Here is a 19,337-nt window from a genome sequence, read left to right on the forward strand (position 1 = left end):
GAGGTTCCGGTCAAGTGGTCCGCTGGACCGGGTCGCGGTGGATCCGCGCCGGAGGCACCCCGGAGTCCTGGAGCCGCCGCACGGTCTCGTCCACCATCGCGGGCGGTCCGCAGACGTACGTCTCGTGCCCGGCCCAGGAGTGGAACCTCTCGACCACGTCGGGAAGGCGGCCGCGCATCCCGTCGTAGGCGGGGTCGTCGGAGACCACCGGAATCACCCGCAGCCAGGGGAAGGCGGCCTCCATCCTGGCCAGGTCCGGCATGTCGTACAGGTCGCACGCACGGCGGGCGCCGAACAGCAGGTGGATGTTCGGCCGGTCGCCCGAGGCGATGACGTGCTCGACGACGGCCTTGATCGGCGCGAGGCCGGTGCCCCCGGCGACGCAGAGGATGTCCCGGCCGGGCTCGGGCGGCGTCATCGTGCCCACGGGCGGGCCCAGCAGGAGTTGGTCGCCGACGCGGGTGTGCCGGACCAGTGCGGTGCTCACCCAGCCGCCCGGCACGACGCGCACGTGCAGGCGCAGCGTGCCGTCGGGGCGGGGCGCATTGGCGATGGAGAACCGCCGCCAGACCCGCGGCCACCTGGCCGTCTGGACCGTGACGTACTGGCCGGCGGCGAAGTCCATGGGCTGCGAGGGCCGCAGCGTGAGCACGGCGATGTCCCTGGTGCGCTGCTCGTGGTCGGTCACCTCGGCCAGCCACCAGGGCGGCGCCGCCTCCCCGGCGGCCGCGTCGATCATGATCTTCGCCGCCATGGCGTACGCCTCGGTCCAGGCGGCCTCGACCTCGTCGGTCCAGACCTCGGCGGCGAAGTGCCTGATGGTGGCGAGTAGGGCGCTGCCCACGGCGGTGTAGTGCTCGGCGGACACGCCGTACTTGCGATGGTCGCGCCCGAGCTGGGCGAGATAGGACGCCAGCCCCTCGGGGCTGTCCAGCATCCAGACGATCCTGGTGAGCGCGTTGAAGAGCCGGTCGCGCTGCACCTCCATGCCCGGCGGGAACATCCCCCTCATGTGCGGGCAGTGGGTGAACAGCCGTCCGTAGAAGTACCCCGCGGCCTTACCGGCGACGGGCTCGACGACCGCGAAGCTCTCCTTGACGAGGCGCGGATTCAGCGACATCAGTTGTGTCCCACCCTAGGGACCGGAAGTGTGCTCCGGTCTGTCGATCCACCTCCTGAAGGTTCCGGGTGACGAGCGCCGGTGGCCCCGGCTCGACCGATCGCTCAACCGGGAGTGTTCCACTCGCTCCGGGGCGCGACAACCGATTCCCCGCAAGGCAACCGTCTGTGAATACTTCGTTATTTTTCGTAACGCTTACGGCGTGACGGGTGTGACTGGAGTGAAAAACGGCCAAGAAGGTACCGATCTGCGCCATTATGGGCCTGCCCGCTCGCACACCCCAGGAGATGGCCCATGGCGCGTCCCATCGTCGGCATCACCACCTATCTCGAGGCCGCACGCTGGGGCACGTGGGTCCGCGAGGCCGCGATCTCGCCCCGGGCGTACGCGAACGCGGTGGAGAAGGCTGGCGGCGCCCCGGTCCTGCTGCCGCCGCTGAGCCCGGTGTCCGCCGGCGACTACGTGCGCCGCCTGGACGCGGTCATCCTCGCCGGGGGCGTCGACGTCGACCCCACGTTGTACGGCGAGGTCCAGGGGGAGGAGCAGGACGACGACGGGCTCGGCGGGCCGCAGCCCCAGCGCGACAGGTTCGAGACGGCGCTTGCTCAGGCGGCGGTGGACGCCGACGTGCCGCTGCTGGCCATCTCGCGGGGCATGCACGTGCTCAACGTCGCCAGGGGCGGCACGTTGATCACGTCGCTGCCCGAAGCGGTCGGCCACTCCCGCCACGAGACGGCCGGGCACAGGGTCACGGTCAGCGTGTCGAGCCGGGTGGGCAAGGCCGTGGGCGACCGCGCGGAGGTGACCGGCGCGCACCGCAGGGCCGTACGGCGCCTCGGCACCGACCTGATCGCGGTGGCCTGGGCGGACGACCAGATCGTCGAGGCCGTCGAACTGCAGGGGCACCGGTTCGCGGTCGGCGTCCAGTGGCACCCCGAGCGCGGCACGGACAACCGTCTGATCGAGGCGCTGGTGGGAGCCGCCCGCCCCTGATCCCCGGCGGGCGCTGTTAGTGTGCTCGGCATGGCGTTGCACCCCCAGGCAGAGGCCTATCTGACCCTGTTCCCCTCGGATCTCGGCGTCGACCTCGACTCCCTCACCCCCGGCCAGATCGCCGAGTTGCGGTCCATGGACGGCATGGCCGAGCAGCGCGGGCCGAGGATCGGCCTGCCGGACGTCAGGGACGAGACGGTGGCCGGGGTGCCGGTCCGGATCTACCGGCCGGAGCCGGCCGGGCGCCCGCTGCCGGTGCTCGTGTACTTCCACGGCGGTGGCTGGGTCTTCGGCAGCGTCGAGCGCAACGACGCCCTGGGCCGCGACCTCGCCCACAGGACCGGGGCCGTCGTCGTCTCCGTGGACTACCGGCTCGCGCCCGAGCACCCGTTCCCCGCGGCGGCCGAGGACGCCTTCGCCGTGGTCGGCGACGTGCACGCCCGCCCCGCCTTCTATGGCGCGGACCCCCGCAGGGTCGCGGTCGTCGGCGACAGCGCCGGTGGCAACCTCGCCGCGGTGGCGGCCTGGCTGGCCAGGGACGCCGGGCTGCCCCTCGTCCACCAGGCGCTGATCTACCCCGTCGTCGACGCCTCGGGCGACACGCCGGGCTACGCGGCGTACGCGAAGGGGTTCGGGCTCGAGGCCGCCGAGATGCGGTGGTTCATCGAGCGGTACGCGGCCGGGGCCGACCCGCGCGACCCACGTCTCGCGCCGCTCCACCTGCCGGACAAGTCGGGCCTGGCGCCCGCGACCGTGATCACGGCGGAGTACGACCCGCTGTGCCACGAGGGCGCGGCCTACGCGCGGGCGCTCGCCGGGGCGGGCGTCCCGGTGGAGTACCGCTGCTTCGAGGGCGCCCTGCACGGCTTCTTCGGCCTGCCCGGGTTCTTCGACCAGGCGCTGGAGGCCCGCGACCTCGTCGCGGCCCGGCTCAGGGACGCCCTTGGCGCCGGCTCCTGAGGGAGCGGGTCAGAAGCTCCTCGGCAGGCCGAGCACCTGAGTGGCCAGGTAGTTGAGCAGCAACTCCTCGGTCACCGGCGCGACCCTGCCGATCCTCGCGTCGGCCAGCAGTCGCGCGACGGGGTACTCCAGCGAGTACGCCATGCCGCCGTGGGTCTGGAACGCGGCGTCGGCGGCCTCCCACGCGGCCTGCGAGGCCGTGAGCTTGGCGATGTTGGCCTCGGTGCCGCAGGGCAGCCCGTTGTCGAACGACCAGGCGGCCTTGTACAGCATCAGCCTGGCCAGCTCGATCTTGGCCTTGACCTGCGCGAGCGGGAAGGCGATGGCCTGGTTGGCCCCGATGGGGCGGCCGAAGACCTCCCGCTGCCTCGCGTAGTCGACGGCCACCCTGAGCGCGACCTCTGCGCCGCCGAGCGCGCTGGCCGCGAGCAGGATCCGCTCGGGGTTCAGCACGTCCCACAGCACGGCCACGCCCCGGTCGGCCTCGCCGAGCACGCTGGAGGAGGGCAGCCGCAGGTCGTCGACGAAGACCATGTTCGACGGCGTGGTGTTCGCGCCCATCTTGGGGATCGGCCGGTAGGACAGCCGCCCGGCGGCCACGGCCTCCGGGACGTTCACGAGGAACACCGTCAGCCCGTCCGTGCGCGGCCTGGCTCGCTCCGCCGGAATCGTCCGGGTGACGAGCAGCATCCAGGTGGCCCGCTGCACCCCGGTGATCCAGATCTTCTGGCCGTTGACGACGAAGTCGTCGCCGTCCCTGCGGGCGAAGGTCGAGATCGCCAGCGAGTTGGACCCGGCGTCGGGCTCGGTCAGCGCGAAGCAGGTCTCGATCTCACCGGTGGCCAGCTTCGGCAGCAGCGCGGCCCGCTGCTCGGCCGTGCCGTGCCTGGCCAGCGTGAGCGCCCCGAAACCGGGCGTCAGCACGTACATGAACGCCGAGCCGCCGGCGGAGCCTGAGGCGGACAGGGTCTCGGTGGCCACGGCCAGTTCCAGCAGGCCCTGCCCGCCTCCGCCGTGCTCCTCGGGCACGGCGAGACCGAGCCAGCCGCCCTTGGCCAGGTCGGCCCAGACCTCCTCAGGCCAGCGCTTGTCCGCCTCGCAACGCTGCCAGTAGTCCATGTCGTAGCGCGAGCAGATGTCGGCGATGCCCCGGCGCACCGCCTCGGCGCTCTCCGGCAGCGTGAAGTCCATGCCGTCACTCTAGAATGCGGTTCGGCGCCCCGCGAGATCACCTTTGAGATCACCGTTGACATCACCGGCGGGGCCGCCGGGCGTGATGGACGAAGGCGGGCGGCAGGTTCCGCCACACCGTGCGCCCTGTCACCACCTCCTCGAAGGCGCGGCCGAGCCCGCGGCGGAACCGCAGGGCCGCGGGCAGCACGCGGGCGTGGACGTACGAGAACGTCGTGAACGCGCCCCCCGGCGTCAGCGAGGCGACCACCGCACGCAGCAGGCCCGCCTGGTGCGAAGGGGGAAACGCCGCCCAGGGCAGCCCGCTCACGATCACGTCGGCGGCGGCCGCGCCCCGGGCGGCGAGCAGCTCGGGCAGCCGCGCGGCGTCGTCGACCACGAGCTCCACCCCCGGATAACGGGCGGCGAGACGCCCGGCCAGCAGCGGGTTGATCTCCACCGCCAGGTGCCGTCCCCGCCCGCCGAGCCGGCGCTGGATCTCGGCGGTGAAGGGGCCGGTGCCAGGCCCGAGCTCGACCACGACGGGGTCGCCGCGCTCCGGCACCGGCACGCACACCGCCTCGGACAACCGCCGTGAGCTGGGCGCGACCGCCCCTGTCACGGCGGGGGAGCGCAGGAACTGCCTGAAGAAGATCGCTGATTCGCTGGTCATGCGGCGACGCTAGGCCGCGACCCCGGCCATTCCCGCCCGCCGTCAGGACCGAGGTGGAGTCCGGCGGGCGGAGCGGGACCGGCCAGAAGGAGGAGGCCGGTCGTCCACATGGAGGACCGGCCTCGCCGCGGGAGGGCGGTAGCGTTCCCTCATGCGGTGGCCCTCGACGCGCCCGATCCTCACCGGCAGGCCCGTCGCGTTCTCGCGCGGCGTGGCCCTCGACGCCGGGCTGGCGGTGTGCGGGACCGGCCTCGACGTGCTCGTCAGCGCCGGCTCCTGGCGCGGCCCCGCCCCCGGCTGGGTGGGCGTGGGGTTCGCGCTGCTGGCCGGGCTGCCGATGGGCCTGGTGCGCCGCCGGCCGGGACCCGTGGCCGTCTACCTGTCCGTGCTGCTGGTGATCTGCGACCAGCTCGGCGCGTACACCGTCAACACCCTGCAGGTCCTGCTGCCGATCTCGGTGGGCGTGCTGGCCAGGTCGCGCGGCTGGGGCAGGACGGCGCCGGTGGCCCTGCTCGCCTGCGCCGCGACGGCGGTGAACCTCGCCGACCCCGGTGTCGCGTTCACGGGCACCACCTGGTTCTACTCCGTCGGACTGATCGCGGCTCCCGTGCTGATCGGCCGCTACCTGCACAGCCAGGAGGGACGCCGCAAGGAGGACCCGGCGCCGCTGCTCGACCTGCTGCTCGCGGGCGGCGGGGTCGCGCTGTCGGTGCTCACCACCTGGCCGCACTGGCACGCGGGCGCGCCACCCGTGTGGGCGGTCGCGCTGGGGGTGATGCTCGCCGGGCTCGCGCTGGGCGTCGTACGGCACCTGCCGGGGGCGGTCCTGCTGCTGGAGTGCGCCGCGCTGCTCGTGGCCGACCACTACGTGCCGAGGACCGGAAGCAGCCTGCAACTGCTCGCCCTGGTGGCACTCGGCGTCTTCTCGACCCGCGCCGCGTGGCCGTGGCTGGCCGCGGCGTACGCCCTGACCTGCTCGGTCGCCGCCGTCGTGGTCGCGGACGACCCCGCGGACGTCACCCCGTTCCGGATCATCGCGCTGATGACGATGGTGACCGCCCCCGTGGCCATCGGCCGCTACGTGGGGGTGCGCCAGGCCCAGGCCAGGCACGCCGCGGAACTCGCCGCGGAGCGGACCAGGGCGGCCAGGCTCGCCGAGCGGGAACGGATCGCCAGGGACGTCCACGACATCGTGGCCCACCACGTGGGGGCGATGGTGCTGCGGGCGAGCGCCGCGCAGTACGCGGGGGCGAGCGGACCGGCCGCCGAGGCGCTGGCCGACATCAGGGACACCGGCCACCGGGTGCTGGAGGACCTGCGCGGCCTGCTGGCGGTGCTGCGCGACCAGGGCGGCGACCTCGCGCTCGGGGACATGCTCGCCGACCCGGACGACGTGCTGCGCGACGCCGTGGCCCGGATGTCGGCGGCCGGTCTGCGCGTCGGCCTGCGCCTGACGGAGGAGGCGGAGCGGGCCCCGCTGGTGGTGCGGGCGTCGGCGGCGAGGATCGTCCAGGAGGGGCTGACGAACGTGCTCAAACACGCGGGGCCGGGAGCCCTCGCGGAGGTCAGCGTCGCGATGCGCCAGGGCGCGCTCACGGTGGAGGTGGTCAACGGCCCGGGCGAGCGCCGTTCGCCGGAGGCGCTGCCGTCCCACGGCCAGGGCATCGCGGGCATGCGGGAGCGGGCCCGCGCCTTCGGCGGGCACGTCACCGCGGGGCCCGCCGGGGACGGCGGCTGGCGACTCGCCGCCTCGCTGCCCGTCCCCCGCGAGAGCCGGCCGGCGGCGTGCCACCGGGTGGGGAGGTTCGCGTGATCCGCGTCGTGATCGCCGACGACCAGGCCCTGGTGCGGGCGGGCGTGCGGATGATGCTGGAGGCGGCGGGCGACATGGAGGTGTGCGGCGAGGCCGCCGACGGGGCCGAGGCCGTGCGGCTGACCGAGCGGCACCACCCGGACGTGGTGCTGATGGACCTGCGGATGCCGCGCGTCGACGGCCTCGAGGCCACCCGCAGGATCCTCGCGGCCTCTCCGTCCGCCCGGATCGTCGTGCTCACCACGTTCTCCGAGGACGAGGACCTCTACGCAGCCCTCGGGGCGGGCGCGCTCGGGTTCCTGGTCAAGGACGACCCGCCCGCACGGATGGTCGAGTCGGTGCGGCGCGCCGCGACGGGGGAGCCCCCGCTCGCGCCGTCCGTGCTGCGGCGGGTGGTCGAACGCGCCCTGGCCGCCGAGCGGCAGGTGGCGCCGCTCCCGGCCGGCCTCACCGGCAGGGAGGCGCAGGTGCTCACCCTCGTGGGGGTGGGCCTGTCCAACGCCGAGATCGCCGACCGGCTGCACGTGGGGGTGACGACGGTCAAGAGCCACGTCGCCGCGCTCATCGAGAAGCTGGGGCTGCGCAACCGCACCCAGGCGGCGGTCATGGCGCACAGGTTCGGCTTGGTCGACACGGCGTTCAACCCCGTGGATCCTCCACGAAGCGGCAGCAAGGGCGGCATGTAGGGTCTGGGGCGTGAACGCTGCCGAGGACCGGATCTGGACGGTTCCCAACCTGTTGAGCGCCCTGCGGCTGCTCGGCGTGCCCGTCTTCCTCTGGCTCGTGCTGGGTCCGCACGCCGACGGGTGGGCCATCGCGCTGCTGGCGCTCGCGGGCTTCAGCGACTGGCTCGACGGCAAGCTCGCCCGCGCCTGGAACCAGGTCAGCAGGCTCGGCCGGCTCATCGACCCGCTGGCCGACCGCCTCTACATCCTCGCCACCCTGGCCGGCCTGGTCCTGCGGGACGTGGTGCCCTGGTGGCTGGCGCTCGCGGTGCCGCTGCGCGACGTGCTGATGCTGTGGATCCCGCCGCTGCTGCGGCGGCACGGGTACGGCCCGGCCCTGCCCGTGCACTTCCTCGGCAAGGCGGGCACCGCGGCCCTGATGTACGCGTTCCCGCTGCTGTTCCTCGCCTCGCACGAGGGATGGTACGCCGAGATTGCCGCGATCTTCGGATGGGCCTTCGCCATCTGGGGAACTGGTCTGTATTGGTGGGCGGGGGTGTTGTATGTCGTACAGGTGCGCCAGCTAACGAAGGGGTGACCCGTGAAGGCCGTCGTCATGGCGGGCGGGGAGGGGACACGGCTGCGGCCGATGACCGCCAACCAGCCCAAGCCCCTGCTCCCCATCATCAACCGGCCGATCATGGAGCACGTGCTCCGGCTGCTGAAGCGGCACGGGTTCACCGAGACCGTGGTCACGGTGCAGTTCCTGGCCGCCCTCATCCGCAACTACTTCGGCGACGGCGACGAGCTGGGCATGAGCCTGCACTACGCCACCGAGGAGGTCCCCCTCGGCACGGCGGGCAGCGTGAAGAACGCCGCGGACAAGCTCCGCGACGACCGCTTCCTGGTCATCTCGGGTGACGCGCTCACCGACATCGACCTGACCGACATGCTCAGGTTCCACCGCGAGAACCGGGCGCTGGTCACCATCGGGCTCAAGCGGGTGCCCAACCCGCTGGAGTTCGGGATCATCATCGTGGACGAGAACGGCCGCATCCAGCGCTTCCTGGAGAAGCCCACCTGGGGCCAGGTGTTCTCCGACACGGTCAACACCGGCATCTACGTCATGGAGCCGTCGGTCCTCGACGAGATCGCCCCCGGCCAGTCGGTCGACTGGTCGTCCGACATCTTCCCCAGGCTGCTCGAACGGGGCTGCCGGCTGTTCGGCTACGTGGCCGATGGCTACTGGGAGGACGTCGGCACGCACGAGAGCTACCTCAAGGCCCAGGCCGACGTGCTGGAGGGCAAGGTCAAGGTCGACTTCGACGCCTTCGAGCTGGCCCCGGGCGTGTGGGCCGCCGAGGGCGCGTCGGTGGACCCCGACGCGGTGCTCAAGGGCCCCCTCTACATCGGCGACTACGCCAAGGTCGAGGCCGGCGCGGAGCTGCGGGAGTACACCGTGCTCGGCAGCAACGCCGTCGTCAAGGAGGGCGCGTTCCTGCACCGCGCCGTGGTCAGCGACAACGTGTACGTCGGCCCGGCCGCCCACCTGCGCGGCTGCGTGATCGGCAAGAACACCGACGTGATGACCGGCGCCAGGATCGAGGAGAACGCGGTCGTCGGCGACGAGTGCGTCATCGAGGCCGAGGCGTACGTCTCCTCCGGCGTGAAGATCTACCCGTTCAAGACCATCGAGGCGGGCACGGTCGTCAACACCAGCGTCATCTGGGAGTCGCGCGGCCAGCGCAGCCTGTTCGGGCCCCGCGGGGTCTCCGGGCTGGTCAACGTGGAGATCACCCCGGAGCTGTGCGTACGGCTGGCCAGCGCGTACGCCACGACGCTGCGCAAGGGCGACACGGTCGTCACCTCACGCGACGCCTCGCGCGCGGCGCGGGCGCTCAAGCGGGCGGTGATCAGCGCGCTGAACTCCAGCGCGATCAACGTGGTCGACCTGGAGGCCGCCGCCATGCCGGTCGCCCGGTTCAACACCTCGCGGGAGAACGTCAGGGGCGGCATCGCCCTGCGCACCACGGCGGGCGACCCGCAGAGCGTCGACATCGTCTTCATGGACGAGACGGGGGCCGACCTGTCCCAGGCGGCCCAGCGCAAGCTGGAGCGGGTGTTCTCCCGGCAGGAGTACCGCAGGGCGTTCCCCGGCGAGATCGCCGAGCTGACCTTCCCGGCCCGCGCCGTCGACACCTACGCAAGGGAGCTGCTGGCCTGCATCGACATGTCCGGCGTCAAGGACACCGAGATGAAGGTCGTGGTCGACTGCGCGGGCGGCACCTCCTCACTCGTGCTGCCGAGCCTGCTCGGCCGGGCCGGGGTCGACGTGCTGACCGTGAACAACCGGCTCGACGACATCTCGCCCACGGAGACGCTGGCCGAGCGCCGCCGCGACCTGCAGCGGCTGGGGGAGCTGGTGTCGTCGGCGCGGGCCGCCTTCGGCGTGCGGTTCGACCCGGTGGGGGAGCGGGTCTCCCTGGTGGACGAGATGGGCCAGCTGATCAGCGAGGAGCGCGCGCTGCTCGTCGTGCTCGACCTGGTCGCGGCCGAGCGCCGGGGCGGGCGGGTGGCGCTGCCGGTCACCACGACGCGGGTGGCGGAGATGGTGTGCCGGTTCCACGGCGTGCAGGTCGACTGGGCGGCGACGAGCCTCGACACGCTGACACGCTCGGCCAGGCACCCCGACACGATCTTCGCGGGCGACGGCAAGGGCGGCTTCATCGTCCCGGAGTTCGCGCACACCGTGGACGGCCTGGCGGTGTTCCTGCGCCTGCTCGGCCTGGTCGCGCGCACCCGGCTGTCGCTCAGCCAGATCGACGCCAGGATCCCGGAGGCCAAGCTGCTCAAGCGGACCGTCCCCACGCCCTGGGCGCACAAGGGCGCGGTGATGCGGTCGGTCGTCGAGGCGGCCGAGGGCTACCGCCTGGACACCACCGACGGGGTCCGCGTGGTGGAGGACGACGGAAGCTGGGCGCTCGTCCTGCCCGATCCCGCCGAGGCCGTCACCCACCTGTGGGCGGAGGGCCACGACATGGACACCGCCCAGGCGCTCCTGGAGCGCTGGGCCCGTGTCGTCGAACAAGCGGCGGGAGCTAGATGACATTGAACCGCCGCTGGCTGTAGCGTTGGTCAGTCCGCGCCCAGCCGCGGTCTTGACCTTTGTGCCTGATCAGCGTAAGTTGCGGCATTCGCAGTTTGAGCTAGTCCTGAGCAAGTCGTGAGAGAGGCCGAGCCGTTCGATGCCCAGCGTCTACTGCACGCAGTGCGGTCATGCCAACCCCGAGGATGCCCGTTTCTGTTCACGATGCGGTTCGCCGCTGAGCGCTCCCGCGCCCGTCGCCGCCGACACGACCTCGACGATCTCGCTCGAGGCGCTCGAGGCGGAGACGGGCCAGACGCTTCTGCCGGACAGGTCGGCGGTCGAGCAGTTGCCCCCGGGCACGGCTCTCCTGGTGGTCATGCGGGGCCCGAACGCGGGCAGCCGGTTTCTGCTCGACAGCGACCTCACCACGGCGGGTCGCCACCCGGAAAGCGACATTTTCCTGGACGATGTGACCGTGTCCAGGAGGCACGTGGAGTTCTACCGGCGCGGTGGCCAGTTCACCGTGCGTGACGTGGGCAGCCTGAACGGCTCCTACGTCAACCGGGAGCGTATCGAGGAGTCTCCGCTGCAGGGCGGCGACGAGGTGCAGATCGGTAAGTTCCGGCTGGTGTTCCTCACGCGTGGTCCCGGAGGGCTGTGATCGCTGAGGAGGAGGAGTCATGAGCGCGCAGGCCGTACGGGCGTTCATGAGCATCGGGGAGGTGCTCGCCCTGCTGCAGAGCGAGTTCCCCGACGTGACCGTCTCCAAGATCCGGTTTCTGGAGGGTGAGGGGCTGATAGAGCCCCAGCGGAGTCCTTCTGGGTACCGCAAGTTCACCTACACCGACGTCGAGCGCCTGCGATACATCCTGCGCGCGCAGCGCGACCAGTACCTGCCGCTGCGGGTCATCAAGGACCAGCTGGACGAGCAGGCGGCCCGTCCGCACGCCGTTCCCGCCGCCGTGCCCGACGCCGCCCCGCCGGTGCGTCTCAGCCGCGAGGAGCTCATCGAGGCCGCAGGCATCGACGAGGAGACGCTGGCCGAGATGGAGAGCTACGGCCTGGTCGTTCCCGTGGCGCGCCGGTACGACGGGGAGGCGCTGGAGGTGGCGCGCAGCGTGGGGGCGCTGGCGCGGTTCGGCCTCCAGGCACGGCACCTGAGAGCGGTGCGCGCGGCAGTGGACCGGGAGACCGGTCTGATCGAGCAGGCGGTGGCCCCGCTGCTGCGGCGTAAGGCGCCGGGCGCGATCGCGGAGGCGGACGAGACCGCACGGGAGATCTCCGGACTTCTGCAGGAACTGCACAATGCGTTACTGCGTGGGGGTGTTAGGGGCGTTCTGGGGCGGTGACCGGCACATCCGCTCCCCCGTGGGTGTTACGTTGAATGCCTGGTGATATGCCGCGACGCTTTGAGACGGAGCCGCCCGTGTTGCAGATGGAGGTCGTGGGGGTTCGCGTTGAGATGCCCACCAACCAGCCGATCGTGCTCCTGAAGGAGACGAGCGGCGATCGGTACCTCCCGATCTGGATAGGCATGACCGAGGCGACCGCCATCGCACTGGCCCAGGCGGAGGAGCCGCCGCCCAGGCCGCTGACCCACGACTTGTTCCGTGACGTTCTTGAGGCCCTTGGGGTGCGGTTGCGCACCGTCAATATCGTCGCGCTCCGCGACGGGATCTTCTTCGCCGACCTGGTGTTCTCCAACGGCGTGGAAGTGAGCGCCCGTCCTTCCGACTCGATCGCCCTGGCGCTGCGCACGGGCGCGACGATCTACGCCAGTGAGGACGTGATCCAGGAGGCGGGCGTGAGCATGCCCGACGACCAGGAAGACGAAGTGGAGAAGTTCCGGGAGTTCCTGGACAAAATCACACCGGAAGACTTCGGCCGGGCGGGCTGACGTGCCGGACGATTTCGGGAGATTACGCTTCACGACGCGCCGGACGGGGTCGTTGACTGACGATGGCCTCGGTCCTACGGTGCAAGGGAAACCACGGTTGTAATTCACGAACCCCCAGATCAGACCGTGGGATGAGAGAAAGCCGGAGGTCCGCAGTGGCGGTCAGCAGCGGCGAGGGTAAGTCGGCCGGCCAGCACGACCCGGTTCGGCAGGCGGCTCGGGAGCGCGCCGGCGAACAGGGCCTGCTGTTCGACGAGCAGCCGACGGCGCTGCCCCAGGGCATCGGATACCGCGGGCCGACGGCGTGCGCGGCGGCCGGGATCACCTACCGGCAGCTCGACTACTGGGCCAGGACCGAGCTCGTGCTCCCGACGATAAGGGCGGCCCAGGGATCCGGGTCCCAGCGACTGTACAGCTTCCGTGACATCCTCGTCCTGAAGGTCGTCAAACGTCTTCTCGACACGGGGGTCTCCCTCCAGCAGATACGCACCGCCGTACGGCATCTGCGCGACCGCGGCGTGAACGACCTGGCGCAGATCACCTTGATGAGCGACGGCGTGAGCGTCTACGAATGCACGAGCGCCGACGAGGTGATCGACCTGCTGCAGGGCGGCCAGGGCGTGTTCGGCATCGCGCTCGGGCGGGTCTGGCGGGAGGTCGAAGGATCGCTGGCCGAGCTTCCCGGTGAGCGCGCGGAGCCCGCCTCGGATGCGGAGGGGGACTATCCGGCCGACGAGCTGGCCCGCCGGAGAAAGGCCCGCAGGACCGGCTGAGGTTCTGCGCAAGGTGCGAGACGGGGCAATTCGGGGTAGCCGGTACAGTAGATACGGCTGACGACCTCGTGCGGGAGAGCCCTCTGGTCCGACAGGGGCGCCGAAGGAGCAAACCTCCCCGGAATCTCTCAGGCATCCGTACCGCACGGACGAGGCGACTCTGAAAAGCAGGCCCGCCGGCCAGGTGGCGCCTCACCGAAGGGGAAAACCGGGGCACGACGACGCCCGGTGAAGCTCTCAGGTCCGATGACAGAGGGGGAGACCGCTTCACGACCGGCCGCGCCTAGCGCGCCGGACGGTCGCCGCAGGTCTCGACCCGTCCAGGAGGCCCCTGTCATGACCGATCGGTCCACACTTCGCGATCTCGCCGCACCGCCCTTCGCGACCCGTCATCTCGGCCCCTCCGAGGCCGCCCGCGCCCGGATGCTGGAGGCGGTCGGCTACGAGTCGGTGGCCGACCTGGTCGCGGTGGCCGTGCCGGAGGCGATCCGCACGAAGGCGCCGCTGAACCTGCCCGAGGCGGTGGGGGAGGCCGAGGCGCTGGCCGAACTGCGCGCACTCGCGGCCCGCAACCGGGTGCTGACCCCGATGATCGGCCTCGGCTACCACGACACGATCACGCCGGGCGTCGTCCAGCGCAACGTGCTGGAGAACCCGGGCTGGTACACCGCGTACACGCCGTACCAGCCGGAGATCTCGCAGGGGCGGCTGGAGGCGCTGCTGAACTTCCAGACGGTCGTGTCCGACCTCACCGGCCTCGACGTCGCCGGCGCGTCCCTGCTCGACGAGGCGACCGCCGCGGCCGAGGCGATGACGCTGGCCAGGCGGGCGAGCAAGGTCAAGACCGACGTGTTCGTGGTGGACGCGGACGCTCTGCCGCAGACCAAGGCCGTGCTGGCGACCCGCGCGGAGCCGCTCGGCATCACGCTGGTGGAGTCCGACCTCGCCGGTGAGCTGCCCGAGTGCTTCGGGGTCCTCGTGCAGTACCCGGGCGCGAGCGGCCGGGTGGCGTCCTTCCGCGAGGTCGCCGAGCGGGCCCACGACAGGGGCGCGCTGTGCGTGGCCGCGGCCGACCTGCTGGCGCTGACCCTGCTGGAGACCCCGGGCGACCAGGGCGCCGACATCGCCGTCGGCTCCTCCCAGCGCTTCGGGGTCCCGCTGGGCTACGGCGGCCCCCACGCCGCGTACATGGCGGTCCGCGAGGGCCTGCAGCGGCAGATGCCGGGCCGTCTGGTCGGCGTCTCCGTGGACGCCGACGGCCGCCCGGCCTACCGGCTCGCCCTGCAGACCCGCGAGCAGCACATCCGGCGGGAGAAGGCCACCAGCAACATCTGCACCGCGCAGGTCCTGCTCGCCGTCATGGCGTCCATGTACGCCGTCTACCACGGCCCGGACGGCCTGAGGAGGATCGCCCAGCGGGCGCACCGCCACGCGGCCGTCCTGGCCGCCGGGCTGCGCGAGGGCGGCGTGGAGGTCGTCCACGACGACTTCTTCGACACCGTGCTCGCCCGCGTGCCCGGGCGGGCCGCCGAGGTCGTGGCCGCCGCGGCCGAGCGGGGCGTGAACCTGCGGCTCGCGGACGAGGACCACGTCGGCGTCGCCTGCGACGAGAAGACCGCCACCGCCCACCTGAGGGCCGTCTGGGAGGCGTTCGGCGTCGAGCGGGTCGTGGTCGAGGACCTCGACCGGGTGACGCCCGACGCCCTCCCCGCGGGTCTGCAGCGGACCTCGGACTTCCTCACCCACCCGGTGTTCCACTCCTACCGGTCCGAGACGGCCATGCTGCGCTACCTGCGTCGCCTCCAGGACAAGGACATCGCGCTCGACCGCTCGATGATCCCGCTGGGCTCGTGCACGATGAAGCTCAACGCGACCACCGAGATGGAGCCCATCACCTGGCCGGAGTTCGCCTCGATCCACCCGTTCGCGCCCGCGGACCAGGCCGAGGGGTACGCCGAGCTGATCGCGACGCTGGAGGGCTGGCTGGCCGAGGTCACCGGCTACGACCGGGTGTCGATCCAGCCCAACGCGGGGTCCCAGGGCGAGTTCGCCGGGCTGCTGGCCATCAGGTCCTACCACCGCTCCCGCGGCGAGGACGGCCGTGACGTGTGCCTCATCCCGTCCTCCGCGCACGGCACCAACGCCGCGAGCGCCGTCATGGCGGGCATGCGGGTGGTCGTGGTGGCCTGCGACGAGAACGGCAACGTCGATCTCGGCGACCTCACCGCCAAGATCGAAAAGCACCGCGACGCGCTCGCCGCGATCATGGTCACCTACCCGTCCACGCACGGCGTGTACGAGGAGACGATCGTCGAGATCTGCGCGCGGGTGCACGAGGTCGGCGGCCAGGTCTACGTCGACGGCGCCAACCTCAACGCGCTGGTCGGCCTGGCCAAGCTGGGCGAGTTCAGCGCGGACGTCTCCCACCTCAACCTGCACAAGACCTTCTGCATCCCGCACGGCGGCGGCGGGCCCGGCGTCGGCCCGGTGGCCGTCAAGGCCCACCTCGCCGAGCACCTGCCCGCGCACGTGTCGGCCGCGCCGTACGGCTCGGCGGGCATCCTGCCGATCTCCTGGGCGTACGTGAGGATGATGGGCGGCGACGGGCTGCGGCAGGCCACCGAGCAGGCGATTCTGTCGGCCAACTACCTGGCCCGGCGGCTGGCGCCGCACTACCCGGTGCTCTACACCGGCAGGGGCGGCCTGGTCGCGCACGAGTGCATCGTCGACCTGCGCCAGATCACCAAGGAGACCGGCGTAACCGTCGACGACGTGGCCAAGCGGCTGATCGACTACGGCTTCCACGCGCCCACGATGTCGTTCCCGGTCGCGGGCACCCTGATGATCGAGCCCACCGAGAGCGAGGACCTGGCCGAACTCGACCGCTTCGCCGACGCCATGATCGCCATCCGGCGTGAGATCGGCAAGGTGGCGTCGGGCGAGTTCGACAAGACCGACAACCCGCTGCGCAACGCCCCGCACACGGCGGAGTGCCTCACCGCCGACGAGTGGGCCCACCCGTACTCGCGGGCGGTCGCCGCCTACCCGGTGCCCGGCCTGCGGGAGGACAAGTACTGGTCGCCGGTGCGCCGCGTCGACCAGGCGTACGGCGACCGCAACCTCGTGTGCTCCTGCCCGCCCCTGGAGGCGTACGAGGACTGAGCGTCGACCTGAGCGTCGGCCCGGGCGTCACGCGGGCGGACGCTACTCGAAGCGGGGCCGGCCCTGGCCGGCCCCGCCGCCGCGGGGGATCCCGGACAGCCGGGCCTCCAGTTTCGCCCGGCAATGCGGCCATTCGGGTCCGACCACGGAGAACATCGCCGAGTCGCGGAGGAGGCCGTCCTCGCCGGGGGCCCAGGAGGGGGACCAGCGGCGCAGGACGCCCTCGAAGTGCGCGCCGATCTTGGCGAGTGCGGCGCGGGAGCGAAGATTGCGGGCATCCGTCTTCATGTCGACCCGCTCCACCTCCCATGTCTCAAAGGCGTGGCGGAGCAGCAGCAGCTTCGCCTCGGCATTCACGCCGGTGCCCTGAGCAGAGGCCGCGAGCCAGGTGAAGCCGACCTCGATCGCGCACAGGCGGTCGCCGTCCGGCCACAGCCGCGGATCCCAGTAGGCGGTGGCCCCGACAGCCCGCCCGGACGCGATGGACACCTGCGCGTACGGGGCGAGCTTCCCGGCCGCCGCCCTGGCGTGCTGCGCGTCGATGTACTCCCCGATCTCGGCCGACCTGGGCACCCAGGTGAAGTCGTAGGAACCGCGGTCCTCCTCCGCCGCCGCGGCGAGGTCCGCCGCGTGGGCGTGGGACAGCGGTTCCAGGCGCACGAGCGCCCCTTCCATGACCGGCCCCTCAAGCCTGAAGCTCATCTACCCCTCGCTTCACTCTGTGACCTCGACTCCCGCAGAGTACGTCCCATCGTCGATCAAGGTGGGCGGGTCCGGTGCGTACCGCCTGAATGCCGCCCCCGGCGAGGGCTCCGCTGGTTAGGATCTCGGTGATCGTTCTCCGGTAACCTGCGACCCCTTGTGAGGCCCCCTCATGACGGCCATCGATTCCGGGCGGCTCGACCACGCGCGCCGGCTCGCCGAGAGCGGCGACCTCGACGGTGCGGCCGCGATCTTCGCGGAGCTCGCCGCGGACGAGAACGCGCAGGACCGCGGCGAGGCGGGCGACGGCCTGTCCGTCGTGGTCGAGCGCATGGCCGAGCGGCTGCTGGAGGACGGCGAGCCGGAGCAGGCCGCGGACGTCCTGCTGGAGGCCCTCTCCGTCAGCGCGGTGGCCGACCCGGCGCGCCTGCGGGTGCTGCTCGGCCTGGCCCATCTGGAGATGGCGTGCGCGCAGTTCGCCGGGGCCGTGGAGGACAGCCGCCAGGAGGGGGCGGACGCCGGCACCGGCGCGCTGGCGATCGAACTGCTGGCCCGCACACTGCCGCTGCGCGGCCGCGACGCCGACGCCGAGACCGTGTGGCGCTACGGTCTCGACCATCCCGATCCGGCGCTGTCCGAGCAGGTGCGGCTGCGGCTCGGGCGGGACGTCCGCCCGGCCATGGACGGAGGGCTCAGCGCCGGGGACGCCGGCTGAGGGCGTGCGCGAGGTTGACCGCGACGATCCCGCCCCAGGCGAGCAGGAGCCCCGGCGCGTCCGCGGCGTTCGCCGCGATCGCGGTCAGCGGGATGCCCAGGGCCAGCGACCCGATGGCCATGCCCACGGTGCTGTTGTCCTTCGAGCGCTTCTCGGCGAGCGGCTGACGCCCGATCTGCGCGGCGACCTCGTTCCGCACCCGTGCGGCGATCTCCACGTCGAGCTTGTCGAGGAACGAGTCGACCAGCGCGTCCTCGTACTCGGGACCGAGGTCCCGGCGGGCCGCCATGACGGCGCGCAGGTCCTGCCGGGTCGTCTGCGTCCCCCCGGGGTGCGGCGATGTGAAACCCTGCCCCGGGGTGGGCGGTTGCGATGCGATCTCTGGCATCACGTCATTGTGTCCTATCTCACGAGGCCTGCCATCCTCCTCGCGTAGGGTGCGCACTTCCTCCCCGGGGCTGAGCCGCCCGGGGCCGAGCCGATACGGTCGCCGCCATGGGAACCACGCTGGAGATCGAGACCCCGCACGGCCGTGCCCTGGCCGAGGTGGACGAGGCGGCCGATCCCCGGCTGCTGCTGGTGCTGACGCACGGGTCCGGGGGCGGGGTGGACGCCCCGGACCTGCTCGCCGTACGCGACGCGGTGCTGGCGGCAGGGGGCACGGTCGCCCGGGTGGTCCAGCCGTTCCGGCTGCGCGGCGCGCGGGCGCCGGGGCCGGCGGCCAAGCAGGACGAGGCGTGGCTGGCGGTCGTCGCCGCGCTGCGCGAACGCCATCCGGGCCTGCCGCTCGTCCAGGGCGGGCGGAGCAACGGCGCGCGGGTCGCCTGCCGCACCGCGCGCGCCGCGGGGGCGGAGGCGGTGGTGGCGCTCGCGTTCCCGCTGCACCCGCCGGGAAAGCCGGAACGCTCACGGGCGGAGGAACTGCGGCAGGCGGGGACCCCCGTGCTCGTGGTCAACGGGGATCGGGATCCGTTCGGCGTGCCTGACGAGAAGGACGCCGCACGTCTCGTGGTCCTCCCGGGGGAGGGGCACGAGTTCAAGAAGGACCCCGCCCGGGTGGGCGAGGTGGTGGCACGGTGGCTGTCGTCGCCCGGTGAGTGCTAGGCGGCGCTGATGGCCATGTCGGTGGGGCGATGCGGGGCGATGACGCCGCCGTCCGGCAGCAGTTCGCCGGTGTCCTCGAACAGCACGACGCCGTTGCAGAGCAGACTCCAGCCCTGTTCGGGGTGGCAGGCTATCGTGCGGGCGGCTTCTCGATCCTTCGCGTCCGCGGTGGGACAGGCCGGTTCATGAGGGCACATCGCCGGGGCTCCGTGTCTTTTCGTTCGTTCGCTCGTTTTGCCTTGCGGGTGTCCCGCGGGTGCCGTCAGGAGTGTCCTCGTTCAGCGCGAGGGGGCTCGGTATGACGAACACCACACTGGACTACACCAGTTTGCGGCTCGGCCGCATCGGTACGACATAGTCAGTTCGGAGCATTTCCGCCGGTCGGGCTGGGGACCCGGCCGCACCCCGAGCAGGCTCGCGCGCACTGATGTGACCTAGTACACAAGAATGCCCCATTGCCGGCAACGCTCGGGCCTCGACACGCCGACGGCCTGGTAACCAG

19 protein-coding genes and 1 riboswitch are annotated in these 19,337 nt (G+C 72.1%); of the genes, 13 read left to right on the forward strand and 6 right to left on the reverse strand.

Translation table 11 applies throughout. From position 1 onward, the window contains the following. Nucleotides 1–10 precede the first annotated feature (10 nt). On the reverse strand, nt 11–1,120 hold the full coding sequence (locus HHX31_RS29785; RefSeq protein ID WP_169952405.1) for a globin domain-containing protein: 1,110 nt from the start codon (nt 1,118–1,120) through the stop codon (nt 11–13). Between the two features lie 294 nt (nt 1,121–1,414). Between HHX31_RS29785 and HHX31_RS29790 the strand changes: the two genes are divergently transcribed. Further along, nucleotides 1,415–2,113, forward strand: coding sequence for a gamma-glutamyl-gamma-aminobutyrate hydrolase family protein (locus tag HHX31_RS29790; RefSeq protein WP_169952407.1), 699 nt, complete (start codon nt 1,415–1,417; stop codon nt 2,111–2,113). A gap of 30 nt (nt 2,114–2,143) precedes the next feature. Then, on the forward strand, nt 2,144–3,073 hold the full coding sequence (locus tag HHX31_RS29795) for an alpha/beta hydrolase (protein ID WP_169952409.1): 930 nt from the start codon (nt 2,144–2,146) through the stop codon (nt 3,071–3,073). Between the two features lie 9 nt (nt 3,074–3,082). On the opposite strand, the gene HHX31_RS29800 is transcribed toward HHX31_RS29795, so the two are convergent. Both HHX31_RS29800 and HHX31_RS29805 read right to left on the reverse strand, forming a co-directional pair. Continuing rightward, complete coding sequence (locus HHX31_RS29800) at nt 3,083–4,264, reverse strand: acyl-CoA dehydrogenase family protein (RefSeq protein WP_169952411.1); 1,182 nt, start codon at nt 4,262–4,264, stop codon at nt 3,083–3,085. Between the two features lie 61 nt (nt 4,265–4,325). Next, nucleotides 4,326–4,916, reverse strand: a complete 591-nt coding sequence (locus HHX31_RS29805; RefSeq protein WP_169952413.1) for a class I SAM-dependent methyltransferase — start codon at nt 4,914–4,916, stop codon at nt 4,326–4,328. Nucleotides 4,917–5,067: 151 nt separating this feature from the next. Between HHX31_RS29805 and HHX31_RS29810 the strand changes: the two genes are divergently transcribed. From HHX31_RS29810 to gcvP, 9 genes are all read left to right on the forward strand, one after another. Further along, a complete protein-coding gene (locus tag HHX31_RS29810; RefSeq protein WP_249346998.1) occupies nt 5,068–6,729 on the forward strand; it encodes a histidine kinase in 1,662 nt (553 codons plus the stop codon). After that, nucleotides 6,726–7,415, forward strand: a complete 690-nt coding sequence (locus tag HHX31_RS29815) for a response regulator transcription factor (protein ID WP_169952415.1) — start codon at nt 6,726–6,728, stop codon at nt 7,413–7,415. Before HHX31_RS29810 ends, HHX31_RS29815 begins: the two co-directional genes overlap by 4 nt. Before the next feature lie 10 nt (nt 7,416–7,425). Continuing rightward, nucleotides 7,426–7,992, forward strand: a complete 567-nt coding sequence (locus HHX31_RS29820; protein WP_169952417.1) for a CDP-alcohol phosphatidyltransferase family protein — start codon at nt 7,426–7,428, stop codon at nt 7,990–7,992. A gap of 3 nt (nt 7,993–7,995) precedes the next feature. Beyond that, the gene (locus HHX31_RS29825) at nt 7,996–10,500 is read left to right on the forward strand and encodes a mannose-1-phosphate guanyltransferase (protein ID WP_169952419.1); all 2,505 of its coding nucleotides are present in this window, start codon (nt 7,996–7,998) and stop codon (nt 10,498–10,500) included. Between the two features lie 139 nt (nt 10,501–10,639). After that, nucleotides 10,640–11,143 carry an FHA domain-containing protein gene (locus tag HHX31_RS29830; protein WP_169952421.1) on the forward strand — a complete coding sequence of 168 codons (504 nt, stop codon included), beginning with the start codon at nt 10,640–10,642 and terminating at the stop codon, nt 11,141–11,143. Nucleotides 11,144–11,162: 19 nt separating this feature from the next. Further along, complete coding sequence (locus tag HHX31_RS29835) at nt 11,163–11,831, forward strand: MerR family transcriptional regulator (RefSeq protein ID WP_169952423.1); 669 nt, start codon at nt 11,163–11,165, stop codon at nt 11,829–11,831. A 77-nt stretch (nt 11,832–11,908) separates the two neighbouring features. Continuing rightward, nucleotides 11,909–12,379: a bifunctional nuclease family protein gene (locus tag HHX31_RS29840; protein WP_139577972.1), complete on the forward strand. Its 471-nt coding sequence runs from the start codon at nt 11,909–11,911 to the stop codon at nt 12,377–12,379. 155 nt (nt 12,380–12,534) lie between these two features. Continuing rightward, nucleotides 12,535–13,152, forward strand: coding sequence for a MerR family transcriptional regulator (locus HHX31_RS29845; protein ID WP_311932317.1), 618 nt, complete (start codon nt 12,535–12,537; stop codon nt 13,150–13,152). A gap of 61 nt (nt 13,153–13,213) precedes the next feature. Next, nucleotides 13,214–13,306, forward strand: a riboswitch (glycine riboswitch). A 182-nt stretch (nt 13,307–13,488) separates the two neighbouring features. Next, nucleotides 13,489–16,314, forward strand: coding sequence for an aminomethyl-transferring glycine dehydrogenase (gene gcvP / locus HHX31_RS29850; protein WP_169952427.1), 2,826 nt, complete (start codon nt 13,489–13,491; stop codon nt 16,312–16,314). Between the two features lie 42 nt (nt 16,315–16,356). Here the strand turns inward: gcvP and HHX31_RS29855 are convergent, their stop codons facing one another. Beyond that, nucleotides 16,357–17,016, reverse strand: coding sequence for a GNAT family N-acetyltransferase (locus HHX31_RS29855; RefSeq protein ID WP_169952429.1), 660 nt, complete (start codon nt 17,014–17,016; stop codon nt 16,357–16,359). 172 nt (nt 17,017–17,188) lie between these two features. Between HHX31_RS29855 and HHX31_RS29860 the strand changes: the two genes are divergently transcribed. Continuing rightward, nucleotides 17,189–17,731, forward strand: a complete 543-nt coding sequence (locus HHX31_RS29860; protein ID WP_169952431.1) for a hypothetical protein — start codon at nt 17,189–17,191, stop codon at nt 17,729–17,731. Here the strand turns inward: HHX31_RS29860 and HHX31_RS29865 are convergent. After that, entirely contained in the window at nt 17,709–18,119 is a 411-nt protein-coding gene (locus HHX31_RS29865; RefSeq protein WP_169952432.1) for a hypothetical protein, read from the reverse strand. The genes HHX31_RS29860 and HHX31_RS29865 overlap by 23 nt on opposite strands. A 107-nt stretch (nt 18,120–18,226) precedes the next feature. Between HHX31_RS29865 and HHX31_RS29870 the strand changes: the two genes are divergently transcribed. Continuing rightward, complete coding sequence (locus tag HHX31_RS29870) at nt 18,227–18,835, forward strand: alpha/beta family hydrolase (RefSeq protein ID WP_169952434.1); 609 nt, start codon at nt 18,227–18,229, stop codon at nt 18,833–18,835. Here the strand turns inward: HHX31_RS29870 and HHX31_RS29875 are convergent. Further along, nucleotides 18,832–19,032, reverse strand: coding sequence for a DUF5999 family protein (locus HHX31_RS29875; protein ID WP_169952435.1), 201 nt, complete (start codon nt 19,030–19,032; stop codon nt 18,832–18,834). The two genes, HHX31_RS29870 and HHX31_RS29875, sit on opposite strands and share 4 nt — an antisense overlap. Between the last annotated feature and the right edge of the window lie 305 nt (nt 19,033–19,337).

Origin of the sequence: Microbispora sp. H11081 (assembly GCF_012999535.1) — a bacterium.
Lineage (GTDB): Bacteria > Actinomycetota > Actinomycetes > Streptosporangiales > Streptosporangiaceae > Microbispora.

Excerpts from the sequence above, each read along its gene's own strand:
- HHX31_RS29785 (WP_169952405.1), bottom strand. The coding sequence starts at position 1,120 with ATGTCGCTGAATCCGCGCCTCGTCAAGGAGAGCTTCGCGGTCGTCGAG.
- HHX31_RS29790 (WP_169952407.1), top strand. The coding sequence starts at position 1,415 with ATGGCGCGTCCCATCGTCGGCATCACCACCTATCTCGAGGCCGCACGC.
- HHX31_RS29795 (WP_169952409.1), top strand. The coding sequence starts at position 2,144 with ATGGCGTTGCACCCCCAGGCAGAGGCCTATCTGACCCTGTTCCCCTCG.
- HHX31_RS29800 (WP_169952411.1), bottom strand. The coding sequence starts at position 4,264 with ATGGACTTCACGCTGCCGGAGAGCGCCGAGGCGGTGCGCCGGGGCATC.
- HHX31_RS29805 (WP_169952413.1), bottom strand. The coding sequence starts at position 4,916 with ATGACCAGCGAATCAGCGATCTTCTTCAGGCAGTTCCTGCGCTCCCCC.
- HHX31_RS29810 (WP_249346998.1), top strand. The coding sequence starts at position 5,068 with ATGCGGTGGCCCTCGACGCGCCCGATCCTCACCGGCAGGCCCGTCGCG.
- HHX31_RS29830 (WP_169952421.1), top strand. The coding sequence starts at position 10,640 with ATGCCCAGCGTCTACTGCACGCAGTGCGGTCATGCCAACCCCGAGGAT.
- HHX31_RS29835 (WP_169952423.1), top strand. The coding sequence starts at position 11,163 with ATGAGCGCGCAGGCCGTACGGGCGTTCATGAGCATCGGGGAGGTGCTC.
- gcvP (WP_169952427.1), top strand. The coding sequence starts at position 13,489 with ATGACCGATCGGTCCACACTTCGCGATCTCGCCGCACCGCCCTTCGCG.
- HHX31_RS29855 (WP_169952429.1), bottom strand. The coding sequence starts at position 17,016 with ATGAGCTTCAGGCTTGAGGGGCCGGTCATGGAAGGGGCGCTCGTGCGC.
- HHX31_RS29860 (WP_169952431.1), top strand. The coding sequence starts at position 17,189 with ATGACGGCCATCGATTCCGGGCGGCTCGACCACGCGCGCCGGCTCGCC.
- HHX31_RS29865 (WP_169952432.1), bottom strand. The coding sequence starts at position 18,119 with ATGCCAGAGATCGCATCGCAACCGCCCACCCCGGGGCAGGGTTTCACA.
- HHX31_RS29870 (WP_169952434.1), top strand. The coding sequence starts at position 18,227 with ATGGGAACCACGCTGGAGATCGAGACCCCGCACGGCCGTGCCCTGGCC.
- HHX31_RS29875 (WP_169952435.1), bottom strand. The coding sequence starts at position 19,032 with ATGTGCCCTCATGAACCGGCCTGTCCCACCGCGGACGCGAAGGATCGA.